The sequence below is a fragment of the Lysobacter concretionis Ko07 = DSM 16239 genome (assembly GCF_000768345.1).
Classification (GTDB): Bacteria; Pseudomonadota; Gammaproteobacteria; order Xanthomonadales; family Xanthomonadaceae; genus Novilysobacter; species Novilysobacter concretionis.
In genome coordinates this window covers 455,409-472,985 of the sequence record NZ_AVPS01000001.1, presented here as the reverse complement: position 1 = coordinate 472,985, position 17,577 = coordinate 455,409, and the positions used below count along the sequence as shown (strand labels likewise).

Sequence of the window (17,577 nt, the reverse complement as noted above, 5' to 3'; positions counted from 1 at the left end):
AGCCGGAGCAGGGTAAGAGGCAAAAACTGGCCACACACCTGCCAGGTTGCACGACCGACAGAAACGGGAACGACGGGCGCAAAGACAGGAGCGAAAACAACAACAGGACGCCGTGCGCCCTGTCTTGGCAAACACCCATTCTAGCGTGGGGGCGGACGAGCGCCTATCAAGGGCGGGCGCACGCCAGCATCGGATGTGGAAGATGGGCGGCATTGCCGGGCCGCGCCGATTTCAGGCGGGTCTCGCGCGCAACCGGCGGTTTCGCCGTGGGAACGACGCCAGCCGTGAGCCCGCGAATGCAGGATGCGCCGTAGGGGTCGCGACTGACGTCGCTCCTACGCGAAGCCAGGGCTGCGCTGTCCATCGCTGACTGCCCTTCGCGACATGCTTCGGTCGCAGGAGTGGCGGAGGCATGTCTCCGCCGGTGAGTCGCGAACGCGCAGGACCCACAGCATCGTTGTGCTCCCCTGTCTCCCGCGGCCCTGGCCACGCGGGCCGGCCCTCCGCCGCACGTCACGGGCGATCGTCCGGCCTCGGGCAACGATGCACAGGTCGCGACTGGGGTCGCTGCCGGAAACCGGTCCTCGCGAGGGAACCCGGTCGCCATGGTCCGCAGCCTCGCAGGCTCCTCGTGCCGGGCACCGCAGCGCCCCGATCAGCCGCGCAGGGGCGAGCGCTGGCTGAGGAACTTGTTCGGGTTGACCACGTTGCCGTTCTGCCACACCTCGAAGTGCACGTGGGCACCGGTGGAGCGGCCGCTGGAACCGGCCTTGGCGACTTCCTGCCCGGCCCGCACCAGACCGCCGACCTTGCGGGTCAGCCTGGAGTTGTGGGCGTAGCGGGTGACGTAACCGTTGCCGTGGTCGATCTCGATCGTGTTGCCGTAACCGGAGCGCACGCCGGAGAAACTGACCACGCCATCGGCCACCGCCATCACCGGATCGCCGACATTGGCCTTGAAGTCGATGCCCTTGTGGAACGCGCGACCGCCGCGGAAGGGATCGGCCCGGCCGCCGAAGTTCGACGTGATGTAGCTCTGGATCGGCTCGCGTGAAGGCACCGCGTTCATGTCGAGCTGGCGGTTGAACAGCAGCGATTCCAGCACCGACAGCTGCTCGCCGGAAGCACGGAACTGCGCGCCCAGCTCGGAAAGCCCTTCGTCCAGCTCGCTGCGCGGCATGTCCTCCACCGGGCCGACACCACCGACGCCGACCGGCTCGTTGAAGTCGAACTCGCCATCCTGCAGCTGGCCGATGCGGGTCAGGCGGTCCCCCAGTGCGTTGAGCCGGTTGGCCTCGGCCTGCAGTTCGCCCAGACGGGCTGCCAGCGCATTGATCTCGCGTTGCGCATCCGCCTGGGCGGATTCGATCAGGACCTGCTGGTCGGCCACCTGGTGGCGCAGACTGGCGTTGGCGGCAAACCCGCCACCCAGGCCCATGGCCAGGCCACCGCCGAGCAGCAACGCCGCGGCCAATACGGGCCGCTGCCCGCCGGCCTGCAGGACGCGGTGGCCCAGGGAAGCCCAGGTACCGCGCGATTTGTTTACGATGTCTTGATAGGTCATATGTCCGATGTCTGAATTCCGATCCCACCCGCCGCGTCGCCCTTCGACCCCCACCGCTGCGCTCGATGCGCTGCTGGCGGAGCCCGCTGGCGACCCGATTCGTCGCGCCCTCTGGCTCGACGAGCTGGACCGTCGGTTACGCCCACTCCTGCCGTTCCCGCTGGCCGCGCATGCGCGACTGGCGAATCACGAGCGCGGCAGGCTCGTATATCTGGTTGACTCCCCGGTGTGGCGGGCGAAATTGCGCCTGCTCGCTCCGGAACTGCTGGTTGGCGCCCGTTCCATGGGACTGGACGCGGCCGAGTTCGTCATCAAGACGAGCCTCGCTCCCGGCGCACCGCCCCAACCGGCACCCCGGAAACCCGTGACCATGTCTGCGGCTGCGAAAGAAGCATTGCAGTCCGCACTGGCGTCCCTGAAACCCGCCGACCCCCATGGGCCGGATGACGCCGGATGACTCGGTGGCCGGCTATTCACGCTTTTTACGTGAAGGCCGGGTGAGCATCGACGGGGAATCCTAAAGCCCCAAAACCCTCGATTTGTTAAAAATCCGGAAGGGTTCCGCATATCGGATGTCATATTCAGGTGAAACATCCATATCCGTGACGGGCCGCACGCTCGGGCGGAATGGCGATGACGGAGGCGCAAAAAGCACGGTGCTGGACGGCTGCAGGGCCGTCACGCCGGGGTATCAGGCCGTCGCAGGGCTGCCGAAAGCGGTATCGATGGCGACCGGGTGCTCGTCGTCGGTGTAGCTGACGATGTCCCAGGCGGACTGGTCGGCCAGCAGCGCGCGCACCAGCTTGTTGTTCAGTGCGTGGCCGGACTTGAAGCCCTCGTAGGCACCGATGACCGCATGGCCCGCCAGATAGAGGTCACCGATCGCATCGAGGATCTTGTGGCGGACGAACTCGTCGGCATAGCGCAGGCCGTCCTCGTTGAGCACGCGGAACTCGTCGAGCACGATCGCGTTGTCCATCGAGCCGCCCAGGCCGAGGTTGCGCTCGCGCATGTATTCCAGGTCGCGCATGAAACCGAAGGTGCGCGCGCGGCTGACTTCCTTGATGTAGTTGACGGTCGAGAACTCGACCTCGGCGCGCGACTGCGAATCGGGAATGGCCGGGTGCTTGAACACCACCGTGAAGCCGATCCGGAAGCCGTCGTAGGGTTCGAAACGGGCGACCTTGTCGCCGTCGGTCACTTCCACCGGATGCTTGATCCGGATGAAACGCTTGGGCGCGTCCTGCTCGGCGATGCCGGCGGACTGCAGCAGGAACACGAACGGTCCCGCCGAGCCGTCCATGATCGGCACTTCCGGCGCGGACAGGTCGATGATGGCGTTGTCGATGCCCAGCCCCGCCAGGGCGGACATCAGGTGTTCGACGGTCTGCACGTTGGCCGGGCCGAGGCTCAGGCCGGTACACAGGGTGGTCTCGGTGACCAGCTCGGCCTTCGCGGGGATCTCCACCACCGGGTCGAGGTCGATGCGACGGAACACGATGCCGGCGTTGACCGGGGCCGGACGCATGGTGAGAAAGACCTTTTCGCCGCTGTGCAGCCCCACGCCGGTGGCGCGGATCACGTTCTTGAGGGTGCGCTGACGCAGCATGGGTATGGAAAGACCTTGGAATTCGGAAAAAAGCGGGCCACGTTAACATGGGCGCGGTTCGGCCCGGATCAATCCGACCTGAACCGGCCTGGCCGGAAAATGACCGGCCACCCGCCGATCAGGCAGGCGACCGGTCCAAACGCCCCGCGCCACAAGGACGCGGGACCAAGACGAACCGGACGTTGGCGTTACTTCACTGGCGGCGGATCAATCCGCCTGCCGGCGCAGGAACGCCGGGATATCGAGGTAGCTGTTGTCGCTGCCGAAATCGGCGGCGGCGGGCGCCGACGACGGCATCTCGGACTGGCTCGCGCTGCCCCGCAGGCTGCCGCCGAAGCTCGGCTGCGACGGTGAGTACGCCTCGTCCAGCGGGAACTCGGGCTGGCCGGTGGTGGCGTTGCGGACCAGCTGGATCGGCGCGCGGTGGCTTTCCCCCGACTTGCCCTGGCGGGCGGGCGCCCGGTTCAGGCCGGTGGCGACCACGGTCACGCGGACCTCGTCCTGCATGTCCGGGTCCAGCACGGTGCCGATGACGATGGTGGCGTCCTCGGACGCGAACGCCTCGACGGTGCGGCCGACCTCGTCGAACTCGGCCATGGTGAAATCCGGACCGGCAGTGATGTTGACCAGGATGCCGTTGGCGCCCTGCAGGTTGACGTCGTCCAGCAGCGGGTTGAGCACCGCCGCCTCGGCCGCGGCTTGGGCCCGGTCGTCGCCGCGCGCCGCGCCGCTGCCCATCATCGCCAGACCCATCTCGGACATCACGGTACGCACGTCGGCGAAGTCGACGTTGATCAGGCCCGGACGCACGATCAGGTCGGCGATGCCCTGCACTGCGCCCAGCAGCACATCATTGGCGGCGCGGAACGCCTGCACCATCGTGGCGTTGCGGCCCAGCACGGTGATGAGTTTCTCGTTCGGGATGGTGATCAGCGAGTCGCAGTGGTGGCTCAGCTCCTCGATGCCCTTGAGCGCGACCTGCATGCGGCGACGGCCTTCGAACGGGAACGGCTTGGTGACCACGGCGACGGTCAGGATGCCCATCTCCTTGGCCAGCTGGGCCACGACCGGCGCCGCGCCGGTGCCGGTGCCGCCGCCCATGCCGGCGGTGATGAACACCATGTCCGCGCCTTCCAGCGCATCCATCAGGCGTTCGCGGTCTTCCAGTGCGGCCTGGCGACCGACTTCCGGGTTCGCGCCGGCGCCCAGGCCCTTGGTGACGTTGGTGCCCAGCTGCAGCTGCAGTTTCGCGCCGCAGTTCTTGATCGCCTGCGAGTCGGTGTTGGCGGTGATGAATTCCACCCCATCGACGTTGTTGCTGACCATGTGGGCGACGGCGTTGCCGCCACCGCCGCCGACCCCGATCACCTTGATGATCGCGTTGGGTGCCATGTTTTCTACCAGTTCAAAGTGCGCCATGTCCGTGTCCTCGTTGGTCTAGTTATGTGTTGCCGGGTGTCGCTGGTGCCGCGGGTTGTCGCTGTCTTGCGGGGGAACTCAGAAGTGGCTCCGGAACCAGCCACTGAGCTTGTTGAACATCGATCCGGCCCGTCCGGTGTTGATCACCGGACGGTGCGGGCTTTCCAGCTGGCTGCCCATCAGGAGCAGGCCGACGCCGGTGGCGTGGACCGGGTTGCCGACCACTTCGCCCAGGCCGGTGACGTGCTGCGGAATGCCCACGCGCACCGGCATCTGCAGCATTTCCTCGGCCAGTTCGACCACGCCTTCCATCTTTGCCGCGCCGCCGGTCAGGACCATGCCGGCGCGGACGTGCTGCTCGAAGCCGCTGCGCCGCAGCTCGGCCTGGACCATCTCGAAGATTTCCTCGTAGCGCGCCTGCACCGCCTGCGCGAGCGAGGCGCGCGGCATCCGGCGGGGCGGGCGGTCGCCGACCGACGGCACCTGGATGGACTCCTCGGCGGTGGCCATCTGCGCCAGCGCGCAGGCGTAGCGGACCTTGATCTGCTCGGCTTCCGGGGTCGGCGTGCGCAGCATGTGGGCGATGTCCTCGGTGACCTTGTCGCCGGCGATGCCGAGGCTGGCCGAATGGGCGATCGCGCCCTGCACGAACACCGCGATGTCGGTGGTGCCCGCGCCGATGTCGACCAGCACCACGCCCAGCTCGCGCTCATCGGAAGTCAGCACCGCGTTGCTGGAGGCCAACACGCCCAGGATCAGGCTGTCGACCTGCAGGCCGCAGCGCTGCACGCACTTGCTGACGTTGGCCGCGGCCGATTGCGCGCAGACCACCAGGTGGGCGTGGACTTCCAGCCGCACGCCGGTCATGCCGATCGGGTTGCGGATGCCTTCCTGCGAATGGTCGAGCACGTAGTCGCGCGGGATCGCATGCAGGATCTTCTGGTCGGCCGGGATGGCCACCGCCTTGGCCGCCTCGAGCACGCGGTCCAGGTCGGCCAGGCTGACCTCGCCGTCGCGGATCGGCGCGATGCCCTGCGAGTTGCGGCACTGCACGTGGCTGCCGGAGATGGAGGCGTAGACCGAGCGGATCTCGCAGCCGGCCATCAGCTCGGCCTCCTCGATCGCGCGCTGGATCGACTGCACGGTGGACTCGATATCGACCACCACACCCCGGCGCAGGCCGCGCGATTCGTGCGAACCGATGCCGATCACCTCGATCGGGTTGTCCGGCCCGCTGTGGCCGGGCGTGTACTCGCCCACCAGTGCGACGACCTTGGAGGTGCCGATGTCGAGGCCGACGATCAACGATTTGTCACCCTTGCGATTCATGTGTTTCCCTGCTTGTCCGCGGCCGGGCCCTGCGGTGTGGATGGAGTACTCGCGGCCCAGATCAGTGCGAAACCATTGGTGTAGCGAAGGTCGGCGCGGGTCAGCACCTGCGCCTGCTGGGACAGCAGTTGCGGCATCAGGCGCACGAACCGCCCGAGCCGGCTGCGGGCCTCGTTGCGGCCGACGATCACCTGCGCGCCGTTGTCCAGCCCGAGCGTCCAGCTGCCGCGCGGATCGAGTTCGACCGCCAGCACGTGCAGGCCGATCGGGACGAACAGGGCCTGCGATTCGTTGTAGAGCGCGACGATCTCGCTGACGCGCGACTCCGGCCCAGCCAGGTGCGGCAGTCCGGCCGGCACCTCGATGCCCGCGGCCGGGAACAGCTTTCCGTGCTCGGACAGCAACTGGTCCTCGCCCCAGCGCGCGAACGGCACGTGCTCGACCACCTGCACTTCCAGCACATCCGGCCAGCGCTTGCGCACGTCGGCGTGCTCGACCCACGGCAGCGCGGCAACCGCGGCGCGGGCGTCGTCCAGCTGCACCGCGAAGAAGCCCTGGCGCGCGTACGGCAGCAGGGTCTGGCGCAGCAGCGCCTCGTCCACACGCTCGAACTGCCCGGTCGCCCGCAGCCTGGTCAGCGGCCAATGGTCGGCGCCGACCCAGCCGTTGAGCAGGCCGACCACCGGCAGGACGACCAGCGCCACCGCAAGCAGCCAACCCAGCAGGCGCAGAAGGGCATTCACCGGTCGGCGACCTCCGGCATCGAGGATTCCAGCACGCGCCAGCACAGCGCCTCGAAGTCGATTCCGACCTGACCGGCGGCCTTGGGCACCAGCGAGTGGCTGGTCATGCCCGGCGCGGTGTTCACCTCCAGCAGATGGAACGCGCCGCTGGCACGGTCGCGCATCACGTCCACGCGGCCCCAGCCCCGGCAGCCGGCGGCTTCGAACGCCGCCAGTGAAATGCGCCGGATGTCCGCCTCAGCCTCGCCCGCCAGGCCGGGACACAGATACTGGGTGTCCTCGGCGATGTATTTGGCGTTGTAGTCGTACCACTCGCCCTTGGGCACGATGCGGATCGACGGCAGCGCGCGGTGGCCGGAACCATCGGCGAGGATGCCGACGGTGAGCTCGTCGCCGACCACCATCTGCTCCATCAGCAGTTCGCCGTCGTAACCGGCCGCGAAGGCCTCGGCCGCGGCGAGGTCGTCCTCGTGCAGGATGCGGAATGCACCGACGCTGGAACCCTCGCAGGAGGGCTTGACGAACACCGGCAGGCCGAGCGTCTTCGCCGCGGCGTGCATGTCGTCGCCGGCCGCCAGGCGCACGAAGCGCGGCGTCGGCAGGCCGAGGCTGAGCCAGACCTGCTTGGTGCGGATCTTGTCCATCGACAGCGCGGAACCGAGCACGCCGGAGCCGGTGTACGGCACGCCCAGCGCCTCCAGCAGGCCCTGCAGCACGCCGTCTTCGCCACCGCCCTTGTTGCCGTGGAGAATGTTGAACACCCGGTCCACGCGGCCGTCACGGATCAGGTCGACCAGCGCCGGAATGCCGTCGACCGCGAACGCGTCGACGCCGCGCGCCTGCAGCGCCTCCAGCACGTTGCGGCCGGAATCCAGCGACACCTCGCGCTCGGCGCTGGTGCCGCCCATCAGCACCGCGACGCGGCCGAAGGCGGCCGGATCGGCGATCCGTGGCGGAGCGAATCCGGCGGACAGCGGCGTGTTCATGCGTCACCTTCCTGCGGGGCCACAAACCCCTGGGTGGAAATCTGTTGCGCGGCCTGGCCGATGTCGCCGGCGCCCATCAGCAGCAGCAGGTCGCCGTCTTCCAGCACGTCGGCCAGCACCGCGGCCAGCTCGCCGGCGGGGCCGACCACGACCGGGTCGATCCGGCCGCGCGCGCGGATCGCCCGCGCCAGTGCCTTCTCGTCGGCGCCGGCCAGCGGCGCTTCACCGGCCGCATACACCTCGGTCAGCACCAGCGCATCGACGCTGGACAGCACCGCGGCGAACTCGTCGAACAGGTCGCGGGTGCGGCTGTAGCGGTGCGGCTGGAAGGCGACCACCAGCCGCTTGTCGGGCCAGCCGCCGCGGGCGGCGGCGAATACCGCCGCGAGCTCCTTGGGGTGATGGCCGTAGTCGTCGACCACGGTGACCGTGCCGCCCTCGCGCCCGTCCTTTGGCGGCAACGGCGTCTGCGAGAGCACGTTGAAGCGGCGACCGATGCCGGCGAAACGCTCCAGCGCGCGCGCGATCGCGGCCGGCTCCACCCCCAGCTGCCAGCCGACCGATGCGGCGGCCAGGGCGTTGAGCACGTTGTGCACGCCCGGCAGGGCGAGGGTCGCCGGGCAGCGCGCGCCGTCGGGCAGGCACAGGGTGAAATGCATCCGCTCGCCCTGCTGGCTGACATCCTCGGCGCGCACGTCGGCCTCGGGCGCCAGGCCATAGGTCATCACGTGGCGCGGGGTGCGCTCGGCCAGCGCGGCGACCTCGGGGTCGTCGATGCACAGCACCGCCAGGCCGTAGAACGGCAGGCGCAGCATGAATTCGCCGAACGCCGCCTGGACGTTGGCGAAATCGCCGCCGTAGTTCTCCAGATGGTCCGCATCGATGTTGGTCACCACGGCGATCTGCGGGCTCAGGCGCAGGAAGCTGCCATCGCTCTCGTCGGCCTCCGCCACCAGCCAGTCGCCGCTCCCCAGGCGGGCGTTGGCACCGGCGGCGAGCAGTTGGCCACCGATCACGAAGGTCGGGTCGATCCCGCCCTCGGCCAGCACGCTGGCGGTCAGCGACGTGGTCGTGGTCTTGCCGTGGGTGCCGGCCACCGCGATGCCGCGCTTGAAGCGCATCAGCTCGGCCAGCATTTCCGCCCGCGGCACCACCGGGATGCGCTGCGCGCGCGCCTCCAGCAGCTCCGGGTTGTCGGCCTTGATCGCGCTGGACACGACCACGCAATCGGTGCCCAGCACGTTGGCCGCGGCGTGGTCGCGATGCACGGCGATGCCCAGCCGCGCCAACCGGCGGGTCACCGCGTTGTCGGCCTTGTCCGAACCGGACACCTGGTAGCCCAGCGTGCACATGACCTCGGCGATACCGCTCATGCCGGTACCGCCGATGCCGATGAAGTGCACGCGCGGGAAGGCTTTGGCGAGATCGCCGCTGTGTTGCAGGCGACGGCGCACGGTACTGCTCATGCAGCGGGCTCCTGAGGGGAATGGGATGAGTCCGGGGTCGAGCCGGAAGCGCCGGACTGGCGCAGGACGATGTCCGCGACGCGTGCGGCGGCATCCGGCCGGGCCAGAGCGCGCGCGGCCTGGGCCAGGCGCAGCAGGTCGGCGCGGCCGGCGAGGCCTTCCAGCGCGGTCGACAGTCGCACGGCCAGGTCCGTCTCCGGCTCCTGCTGCAGCAGTTGCGCTGCGCCGCGATCGACCAGGTACTGCGCATTGCGGGTCTGGTGGTCGTCGACCGCCTGCGGGAACGGCACCAGCACGCTGCCGACGCCGGCCGCGCACAACTCGGCCAGGGTCAGTGCGCCGGCGCGGCACACCACCACGTCGGCCCAGCCGTAGGCGGCGGCCATGTCGGCGATGAAGGGCTCGATGCTGGCGCGCACACCGGCCTGCGCGTACAGCCGCTCGGTCTCTTCGACCTGTTGCTGGCCGCACTGGTGGCGCACCTCGACGCCGTCGATGCGCTGGCGCAAGCCGGCCAGCGCCTGCGGCACGGCGGCGTTCAACGCGCGCGCGCCCTGGCTGCCACCCAGCACCAGCAGCCGCAGCGGGCCGCGGCGACCGATGAAGCGCTGCTCCGGCGCGGCGATCTGGACGATCTCGTCGCGGACCGGATTGCCGACCACGGACTCGCGCGGAAAGGTGTCGGGAAATCCGGTCAGCACCCGCGCCGCGAAACGGGCCAGCACCCGGTTGGTCATGCCTGGCGCACGGTTCTGCTCGTGCACGATCAACGGCACCCGCGCCAGCCGCGCCGCCAGACCGCCGGGGCCGGCGGCATAGCCGCCAAAGCTGATCACCGCACGCGGCCGGCGCGCCCGCAGCACCCTGGCGGCCGCACGCACGGAACCGAGCAGCTTGAACGGCGCCGCCAGCAGCGTCGCCAGCCCCTTGCCGCGCACGCCGCGCACCGCGATGGTGTCGATAGCGATGCCGTACGGCGGCACCAGCCGGGTTTCCATGCCGCCCTCGGCGCCCAGCCAGGTCACCGGCACGCCGCGCTCGATCAGCGCCTTGGCCACGGCCAGGCCGGGGAAGATGTGCCCGCCGGTGCCGCCGGCAAGGATCATCACCGGACCGGAATCACGCACGGCGCTCATGCGATGCCTCCGAAGGTCGGCTCGACCCGCTGGCGCAGACGGCTGGTGCCGCGCGCCACCGCAGGCGGGACGGAGGCGGGATCGCGGGCAGGAGGCTGCGATGCGGACTCCGCCGGCCGGGACGACATGGAGGCCGGAGCCGACGCGACCTGCACCGGCGCCACCCGCTCCGGCCCGCGCCGGGCCGAGCTGGCGCGCACCGGACTGACACGGGCCGCCGGTTGGCGTCCGCTCGCAGCGGCCACCGGGTCCTGCACCTCGCCACGCAGACGCGCGACCTGCCGCCGGGCGCGGTCGAGCTCATAGGACACCCGCAACAGCAGCCCCATCGCCGCGCAGGTCATCAGCACGCTGGAACCACCGGAGGAGATCAACGGCAGGGTCAGGCCCTTGGTCGGCAACAGACCCAGGTTCACGCCGATGGAAACGAAGCTTTGCAGGCCGATCCACAGCGCGATGCCGAACGCGCAGTAGCCGGAAAAATGGCGGCGCATCTCCACGCACTGCAGCCCGAGCCACAGCGCGCGACCGACCAGCAGGCCATACAGGGCGATGATCGTGCAGACGCCGACAAAGCCGAGTTCCTCGGCGATCACCGCCATGATGAAGTCGGTGTGCGCCTCGGGCAGGTACGACAGTTTCTGCACCGAGCTGCCCAGTCCGACGCCCAGCCACTCGCCACGGCCGACCGCCATCAGCGCGTTGGTGAGCTGGTAACCGGAGTTGAACGGATCCGCCCACGGGTCCATGAACGAGGTCAGCCGGCGCATCCGGTAGGGCTCGGCGATCGCCAGCGCGGCCAGGCCGACGATGCCCAGCAGGACCGGCATGAACATCCGCGGCATGTTGACGCCGCCCAGCCACAGCATCCCGCAGGTGATCGCCAGGATCAGGGTCGCCGAGCCGAAGTCCGGCTGCGCCAGCAGCAGCACCACCAGCCCCAGCGCGACGCCCAGCGGCTTGAGCATCGCCGGCCAGGTCGCCGCGACCTCTTCGCTGTAGCGCTTGAGGTAGCTGCCCAGCCAGACGATGTAGAGCAGCTTGACCGCTTCCACCGCCTGGAAATTGGACACCACCAGGTTGATCCAGCGGCGCGCACCGTTGACCGACATCCCCAGCCCCGGCACGAACACCGCCAGCAGCAGCACGAAACAGCCCAGCAGCAGCCAGTGGTTGTGCTGTTCGACCGTCTTCAGGTCGGTGTGCATGAGGACCGCGCCCAGGATCCCGCCGACCACCAGGAACATCAGGTGCCGGGCGAGGTAGTGGAACGGTCCCACGCCGTAGTCGATCGCGATCGCGATCGAGCTGGAACCCACCATCACCACGCCTACGCACGCCAACGTCCCGATCGCCAGCAGCAGCCACGGATCGAACCGGCCGCCGATGGCGTCAAGACGTGTGGCCTGGCGCGTGGTGTCGGTCATCAGCGCACCTTCAACGTGGCCAGGCCGACCAGCACCAGCACCACCGAGATGATCCAGAAGCGCACGATCACGCGCGGCTCGGGCCAGCCCTTGAGCTCGAAGTGGTGGTGGATCGGCGCCATCCGGAACACGCGCTTGCCGGTCAATTTGAACGACGCGACCTGGATCATCACCGACAGGGTTTCGACCACGAACACGCCGCCCATGATCACCAGCACCAGCTCCTGGCGGACGATCACGGCAATGGTGCCCAGCACCGCGCCCAGCGCGAGCGCGCCGATGTCGCCCATGAACACCATCGCCGGGTAGGTGTTGAACCACAGGAAGCCCAGTCCAGCCCCGGCGATCGCCGCGCAGATGATCACCAGCTCGCCCGCCCCCGGCACCGGCGGGATCTGCAGGTACTCCGAGAACACCGCGTTGCCGGAGACGTACGCGAACACGCCCAGCGCGCAGGCGACCAGCACGGTCGGCATGATCGCCAGCCCGTCCAGGCCATCGGTCAGGTTGACCGCGTTGGAGAACCCGACGATCCAGAAGTAGGCCACCACGATCAGCCCCGCGCCCATCGGGAACGCGAGCGCCTTGAACATCGGGATGTAGAACGTGGTCGCCGCCGGCACGTCGGCGGTCATGTACAGATAGACGCCGGCGGCCAGGCCGAAGAGCGACTGCAGCAGGTACTTCCAGCGCGACTTCAGGCCGTTCGGGTCGCGGTGGACGATCTTGATCCAGTCGTCGTACCAGCCGATCGCGCCGAACGCGAGCATCACCGCCAGCACCACCCAGACGTACTTGTTGCGCAGGTCGCCCCACAGCAGCACCGCGGCGAGCACCGACAGCAGGATCAGGCCACCGCCCATGGTCGGCGTGCCGGCCTTGGAAAAGTGGCTCTGCGGACCGTCCTGGCGGATCGGCTGGCCGCCCTTGTACTGGGCCAGCTTGCGGATCGCCGCCGGTCCCCACCACAGCGACAGGCCCAGCGCGGTCAACGCGCTGAGGATGCCGCGGAAGGTCAGGTAATTGAACAGTCCAAACAGGCTGTCCAGCTGTTCCAGCCAGCGCGCCAGTTCAAGCAGCATCGGTACGGTCCCCCGGCCCTTGCGGGCGTTGGCGCGACAGCAAGGCCGTCACAATCTTGTCCATCGCGCTGCCGCGCGAGCCTTTCACCAGGATCCGGATGCCAGCGCCCGTTTTTTCGGGGTGCATTGCATCCGCGTCCGGATCGCGGTCACCCGCACATGCCTTTTGCAGGGCTTCGACCAGTGCGGCGTGGCTGTCATACACGCTGCCGCCTTCGCCGAACGCCTCGGCCGCCGCCGCGCTGAGTTCACCAAGCGCGAACAGCCGCCGGATCCCGGCCGCCTTCGCGTGGCGTCCGGCCTGCGCGTGCATCGCGCGCGCGTCGTCGCCCAGTTCGCGCATGTCGCCGAGCACCAGCCAGCCCTCGCCCGCTGGCGCTGCAAGCGATTCGGCCAGGGTGTCGATCGCCGCGGCCAGCGAACCCGGATTGGCGTTGTAGCTGTCGTCGATCAGCACCGCGCCGTTGTCCAGTTCGTGGGCGACCAGCCGGCCGGCGACCGGCCGGGCCGCGTTCAACCCCTGCGCGATGGCATCCAGCGACACGCTCAGCGCCAACGCCAGCGAAGCCGCGGCGAGCGCGTTGCGCACGTTGTGGCGTCCGCGCAGGGCCAGCTCGATCGCGACCTCGCCCGCCGGCGTGACCAGGCCGAACCGCGACCCGGCAGCGGTCGCCACGATGTCGCGCGCGCGGATGTCGGCGGTCGCCTCCAGCCCGAAGCGGATCAACCGGCGCCCGTGCGCACGCTCGGCGAAATACGGCGCGAACGCATCGTCGGCGTTGATCACCGCCACGCCCTGCGGCGGCAGGGCGTCGTAGATAGCGGCCTTGGTGTCGGCGACGCCCAGCAGGCTGCCCATCCGCTCCAGATGCGCGGGCGCGATGTTGTTCACCAGCGCCACGTCGGGACGCGCGATCGCAGTCAGGTAGGCGATGTCGCCGGGCTTGCCGGCGCCCATTTCGTAGACCGCGTAACGGGCGTCTTCCGGCGCGTCCAGCACCGCCAGCGGCAGGCCGATCTCGTTGTTGCGGTTGCCCGGATTGGCATACGTCGAGCCGGCGCGGACGAGGATTTCCAGCAGCAGCGCCTTGACGCTGGTCTTGCCGTTGCTGCCGGTGATCGCGGCCACCGCGGTGTGGCGATCGCGCTGCACGGCCGCGGCCAGGTCGCCCAGCGCGCGCTCGGTATCGGCCACCAGCACCTGCGGAATATCGACCTCGACCAGCCGCGACACCAGGGCCGCGGCTACACCGCCCCTGGCGGCTGCGGCCACATGGTCATGGCCGTCGAAGTTCCCGCCCTTCAGGGCGACGAACAAGGCCGCGCCGGCGCCCGGCAACGCACGGGTATCGGTGGCCAGCGCATCCACCGGCAGGTCCCCGCCTTGCAGGCGGCCACCGGTCATGCGGGCGATGTCGGACAACGACAGACGTTTCATGATCGCTCCTGCGCATCCGTGCACGGTGCGCGCCGTCCCAGTGCCGTGCGCGCGACTTCGGTGTCATCAAAGGGGTGTTGCACGCCGGCGATGTCCTGCCAGGCCTCGTGGCCCTTGCCGGCGATCAGCACGATGTCGTCCGCACCGGCCTCGCCCACCGCGCGGGCGATCGCCGCGGCGCGGTCGCGCTGCACGGTCACCGCGGCGGTGTCGATGAAGCCGGCGAGGATGTCGGCCACGATCGCGTCGCCGTCTTCGTGGCGCGGGTTGTCGTCGGTGACGATCACCACGTCGGCGTGGGTCTGGGCAATGGAGGCCATCTGTGGCCGTTTGCCGCGGTCGCGCTCGCCGCCGCAGCCGAACACACAGAACAGCCGTGCCGCGGCATGCGCGCGCAACGAGGTCAGCGCCTGCTCCAGCGCATCGGGGGTGTGGGCATAGTCGATCACCACCAGCGGCTGGCCATCGCGGCCGCCGAGGCGGTTCATCCGGCCGTGGATCGGCTGCAACCGCGACAGCGTTGCGGCGATCTGCACCGGCGCGGCGCCCAGGCCCAGCAGGGCACCGGCGACCGCGACCAGGTTGTCGACATTGAAACGGCCCAGCAACGGCGAACGCACCGCATGGTGCTGGTCCCCGGCCGGCAGCCGGAAGACCAGCTCGAAAGCGATGCCGGCGTTGTCCAGCTGCAGTGCCTGCGCGCGCACCACCGCCTCCGGATGGCCACGCGAACTCAGCCCGATCATGCGCACGCCGGACGGCAGCGCCGCCTGCATTACGCGACCGTGGGCGTCATCGAGATTGATCGCCGCCGCCTTCAGGCCGGGCCAGGCGAACAGCCGCGCCTTGGCCGCGCCGTAGCTGGTCATGTCGCCGTGGTAATCGAGATGGTCGCGGGTGAGGTTGGTGAACACCGCGACATCGAAATGCACGCCGTCCACGCGACCCTGGTCGAGCGCGTGGGAGCTGACTTCCATCGCCACCGCCTGCGCACCCGCGTCGCGCAGGCCGGCCAGCAGCGCATGCACTTTCAGCACCAGCGGCGTGGTGAAGCCGGTCGGCACCAGCGCGCCGCCGATGCCCACGCCGAGCGTGCCGATGCTCGCACCGTGCACGCCCTGCAGCTGCCAGGCCTGCGCCAGCAGTTGCACGATGGACGTCTTGCCGTTGGTGCCGGTGACGCCGACCATCTGCATCGCCGCACTGGGCCGGTCGTGGAAGCGGTCGGCCATCCCGCCCATCCGCGCGCGCAGATGCGGAACGGCAATCGCATCGGCCGGCGCGGGAATGTCGGCCGATGCCGGCGGCTCATACAGGATCGCGCTGGCCTGGGCCGCATGCGCCTGCTCGACGAACTTCAGGCCGTGGGTGCCGAAGCCGCCGATGGCGACGAACGCATCCCCCGGCCGGATCTCGCGACTGTCCTGGACCAGCCCGCTGATGACCAGATCCGGCGGGATTCCGGCGACATCCGGCAACAGGTCGCCCAGCCGCATGTGGCGCGGCCGGGCGCTGTCGATCACGCTGGTCACGGCACCCGTCATGGCGCGCCTCCGATCGGTACCGGGGCCGGCAGGCTGTGGGAGTGCACCGGCGCCGCAGCGACTTCCGGCAGCACCGGGACGTTCCGGGCCGGGCTGCCGCCATTGGCGCGGATGCGCTTGCTGCGGGCTTCCGCCTGTGCCGCGAGCCAGGTCTCGATGTCGTCCGGCGGCACGTCCATCAGACGCAGCGTGCCTTCCATGACGCTCTTGAACACCGGTGCCGCGACCGCGCCGCCGCCATAGCCGAAGCCTGCGCTCGCGTCGGGCTCGTCGATCACCACCACCATCGAAAACCGCGGGTTCTCCACCGGCACCACGCCGGCGAACAGCGCCACGTATTGCTTGGAATAGCCGCCCGTGCCGCTGAACTTGCGCGAAGTGCCGGTCTTGCCGGCCACGTGGTAGCCCAGGATCGCCGCGCTGGTGGCGGTGCCGCCGGTCTCGGTCACGGTCTGCATCGCGTGCAGGACCTGGCGCGAGACCACCGGATCGATCGCCTGCCGCGCCTCGTTGCGCTGGCCCTTGACGAAGGTCGGCGCGATCACCCGCCCGCCGTTGGCGATCGCCGCGTAGGCCACCGCGATCTGCAGCGGCGTGGCCGACAGTCCGTAGCCGTACGACATCGTGGCCTTGGTGGTGCCGCTCCACTGGCGCGGCGCGGCGAGCAGGCCCGAAGCTTCGCCCGGGAACCCGCTGCCGGGCTTGCTGCCGTAGCCGAAGCCGTGGATGAAGTCGTAGAAGTACTGGTCCGGCAATGCCAGCGCGAGCTTGGCGGCGCCGACGTTGGAGCTCTTGGTGAGTACGCCGGTGACCGTCAGCGCGCCGTAGTTGCGGAAGTCGCTGATGGTGTAGCGGCCGTTGCGCATCGTGCCGGGCGAGGTGTCGACGATGGTGGCCGGGGTGACCGTGCCGGCGGTCAGCGCGGCCGCCATGGTGATCGGCTTCATCGTCGAACCCGGCTCGACCACGTCGGTGACCGCGCGGTTGCGGCGCGTGTCGCTGCGGCCGCCGTCGAGCTGGTTGGGGTTGTAGCTGGGCAGGTTCGCCATCGCCAGCACCTCGCCGGTGTCGATGTCGAGCACGACCACCGAACCGGCCGAGGCACCGGCCTCGTGCAGCGCGCGGCGCAGCTCACGGAACGCCAGGTACTGCACCCGGCGGTCGAGGGTCAGGGTCAGGTCGTGGCCCGGCTCGGCCGGCCGGATCAGGTCGACGTTCTCGATGATCCGGCCCTGGCCGTCGCGGATCACCCGCTTCGCGCCGGGCGTGCCGCTGAGCCAGTCGTCGAAGGCCAGCTCCAGCCCTTCCTGGCCGCGGTCGTCGATGTTGGTGAAACCCAGCACGTGCGCGATCGCATCGCCCTGCGGATAGAAGCGGCGGAACTCGCGCTGCGAAAACACACCGGGAATGGCGTGGTCGATGACCTCTTTCGCCCGGCTGGGATTGATCCGCCGCAGCAGGTACATGAACTCCTTGTCCGCGCGCTGGCTCAGCTTGCGTGCCAGTTCGTCGGCCGGCACGCCGAGCACCTGCGCCAGCTCGGGAATGCGGTCGGGGTGCTTCAACAGTTCTTGCGGGTTTGCCCACAGCGACTCGACCGGCGTCGACACGGCCAGCGGCTCGCCATTGCGGTCGGTGATCATGCCGCGCGAAGTCGCGATCGGGATCTCGCGCAACGAGCGCGCATCGCCCTGGCGGACGTAGAAATCGCTGTTCAGCACCTGCACGTCGAACGCCCGCCCGACCAGCGCCAGCGAGCACGCCACCAGGGCGCCGCCGACCAGCACCATGCGTTTGCGGACGTTGTAGCGTGCGCGACCCCGCGCCGCCTGGC

The 17,577-nt window shown here is 69.5% G+C and carries 13 protein-coding genes and 1 pseudogene; 1 reads left to right on the top strand and 13 read right to left on the bottom strand.

Features of this window, described 5'->3' with window-relative positions:
• Positions 1–655: 655 nt before the first annotated feature.
• Entirely contained in the window at positions 656–1,564 is a 909-nt protein-coding gene (locus tag N792_RS01965; protein WP_036191981.1) for a M23 family metallopeptidase, read from the bottom strand.
• Between the two features lie 7 nt (positions 1,565–1,571).
• On the opposite strand from N792_RS01965, the gene N792_RS13660 reads away from it, so the two are divergent.
• Positions 1,572–2,021 (top strand): DciA family protein, encoded by a 450-nt coding sequence (locus N792_RS13660; RefSeq protein ID WP_084105283.1) that lies wholly within the window; start codon positions 1,572–1,574, stop codon positions 2,019–2,021.
• Positions 2,022–2,255: 234 nt separating this feature from the next.
• Here the strand turns inward: N792_RS13660 and lpxC are convergent, their stop codons facing one another.
• From lpxC to N792_RS01900, 12 genes and pseudogenes are all read right to left on the bottom strand, one after another.
• Entirely contained in the window at positions 2,256–3,173 is a 918-nt protein-coding gene (gene lpxC / locus N792_RS01955; protein ID WP_036191975.1) for a UDP-3-O-acyl-N-acetylglucosamine deacetylase, read from the bottom strand.
• A 207-nt stretch (positions 3,174–3,380) separates the two neighbouring features.
• On the bottom strand, positions 3,381–4,592 hold the full coding sequence (gene ftsZ, locus N792_RS01950) for a cell division protein FtsZ (protein ID WP_036191973.1): 1,212 nt from the start codon (positions 4,590–4,592) through the stop codon (positions 3,381–3,383).
• A 78-nt stretch (positions 4,593–4,670) separates the two neighbouring features.
• Positions 4,671–5,921, bottom strand: coding sequence for a cell division protein FtsA (gene ftsA / locus N792_RS01945; protein ID WP_036191970.1), 1,251 nt, complete (start codon positions 5,919–5,921; stop codon positions 4,671–4,673).
• Positions 5,918–6,664 carry a cell division protein FtsQ/DivIB gene (locus tag N792_RS01940; RefSeq protein WP_036191968.1) on the bottom strand — a complete coding sequence of 249 codons (747 nt, stop codon included), beginning with the start codon at positions 6,662–6,664 and terminating at the stop codon, positions 5,918–5,920. Before N792_RS01940 ends, ftsA begins: the two co-directional genes overlap by 4 nt.
• Positions 6,661–7,650: a D-alanine--D-alanine ligase gene (locus N792_RS01935; protein ID WP_084105281.1), complete on the bottom strand. Its 990-nt coding sequence runs from the start codon at positions 7,648–7,650 to the stop codon at positions 6,661–6,663. The genes N792_RS01940 and N792_RS01935 overlap by 4 nt, the downstream gene beginning before the upstream one ends.
• Positions 7,647–9,104, bottom strand: coding sequence for a UDP-N-acetylmuramate--L-alanine ligase (murC, locus tag N792_RS01930; protein WP_036192403.1), 1,458 nt, complete (start codon positions 9,102–9,104; stop codon positions 7,647–7,649). Before murC ends, N792_RS01935 begins: the two co-directional genes overlap by 4 nt.
• A gap of 20 nt (positions 9,105–9,124) precedes the next feature.
• A pseudogene (murG, locus tag N792_RS01925) lies at positions 9,125–10,252 on the bottom strand (undecaprenyldiphospho-muramoylpentapeptide beta-N-acetylglucosaminyltransferase); the annotation flags it as partial.
• Positions 10,249–11,679: a putative lipid II flippase FtsW gene (gene ftsW / locus N792_RS01920; RefSeq protein WP_036191966.1), complete on the bottom strand. Its 1,431-nt coding sequence runs from the start codon at positions 11,677–11,679 to the stop codon at positions 10,249–10,251. The pseudogene murG and the gene ftsW, both read right to left, overlap by 4 nt.
• Positions 11,679–12,761 (bottom strand): phospho-N-acetylmuramoyl-pentapeptide-transferase, encoded by a 1,083-nt coding sequence (gene mraY, locus N792_RS01915; protein ID WP_036191964.1) that lies wholly within the window; start codon positions 12,759–12,761, stop codon positions 11,679–11,681. The genes ftsW and mraY overlap by 1 nt, the downstream gene beginning before the upstream one ends.
• Entirely contained in the window at positions 12,751–14,199 is a 1,449-nt protein-coding gene (locus N792_RS01910; protein ID WP_036191962.1) for a UDP-N-acetylmuramoyl-tripeptide--D-alanyl-D-alanine ligase, read from the bottom strand. The genes mraY and N792_RS01910 overlap by 11 nt, the downstream gene beginning before the upstream one ends.
• Complete coding sequence (locus tag N792_RS01905; RefSeq protein WP_036192398.1) at positions 14,196–15,695, bottom strand: UDP-N-acetylmuramoyl-L-alanyl-D-glutamate--2,6-diaminopimelate ligase; 1,500 nt, start codon at positions 15,693–15,695, stop codon at positions 14,196–14,198. Before N792_RS01905 ends, N792_RS01910 begins: the two co-directional genes overlap by 4 nt.
• A 44-nt stretch (positions 15,696–15,739) precedes the next feature.
• Positions 15,740–17,533 (bottom strand): peptidoglycan D,D-transpeptidase FtsI family protein, encoded by a 1,794-nt coding sequence (locus N792_RS01900; protein WP_224743936.1) that lies wholly within the window; start codon positions 17,531–17,533, stop codon positions 15,740–15,742.
• Positions 17,534–17,577: the final 44 nt, after the last annotated feature.

Bases quoted from the DNA above. Each gene is read 5' to 3' on its own strand.
- N792_RS01910 (WP_036191962.1), bottom strand. From the start codon at position 14,199: ATGAAACGTCTGTCGTTGTCCGACATCGCCCGCATGACCGGTGGCCGC.
- ftsA (WP_036191970.1), bottom strand. From the start codon at position 5,921: ATGAATCGCAAGGGTGACAAATCGTTGATCGTCGGCCTCGACATCGGC.
- ftsZ (WP_036191973.1), bottom strand. From the start codon at position 4,592: ATGGCGCACTTTGAACTGGTAGAAAACATGGCACCCAACGCGATCATC.
- N792_RS01905 (WP_036192398.1), bottom strand. From the start codon at position 15,695: ATGCGGCTGGGCGACCTGTTGCCGGATGTCGCCGGAATCCCGCCGGAT.
- N792_RS01965 (WP_036191981.1), bottom strand. From the start codon at position 1,564: ATGACCTATCAAGACATCGTAAACAAATCGCGCGGTACCTGGGCTTCC.
- N792_RS01935 (WP_084105281.1), bottom strand. From the start codon at position 7,650: ATGAACACGCCGCTGTCCGCCGGATTCGCTCCGCCACGGATCGCCGAT.
- lpxC (WP_036191975.1), bottom strand. From the start codon at position 3,173: ATGCTGCGTCAGCGCACCCTCAAGAACGTGATCCGCGCCACCGGCGTG.
- mraY (WP_036191964.1), bottom strand. From the start codon at position 12,761: ATGCTGCTTGAACTGGCGCGCTGGCTGGAACAGCTGGACAGCCTGTTT.
- N792_RS01900 (WP_224743936.1), bottom strand. From the start codon at position 17,533: ATGGTGCTGGTCGGCGGCGCCCTGGTGGCGTGCTCGCTGGCGCTGGTC.
- ftsW (WP_036191966.1), bottom strand. From the start codon at position 11,679: ATGACCGACACCACGCGCCAGGCCACACGTCTTGACGCCATCGGCGGC.
- N792_RS13660 (WP_084105283.1), top strand. From the start codon at position 1,572: ATGTCTGAATTCCGATCCCACCCGCCGCGTCGCCCTTCGACCCCCACC.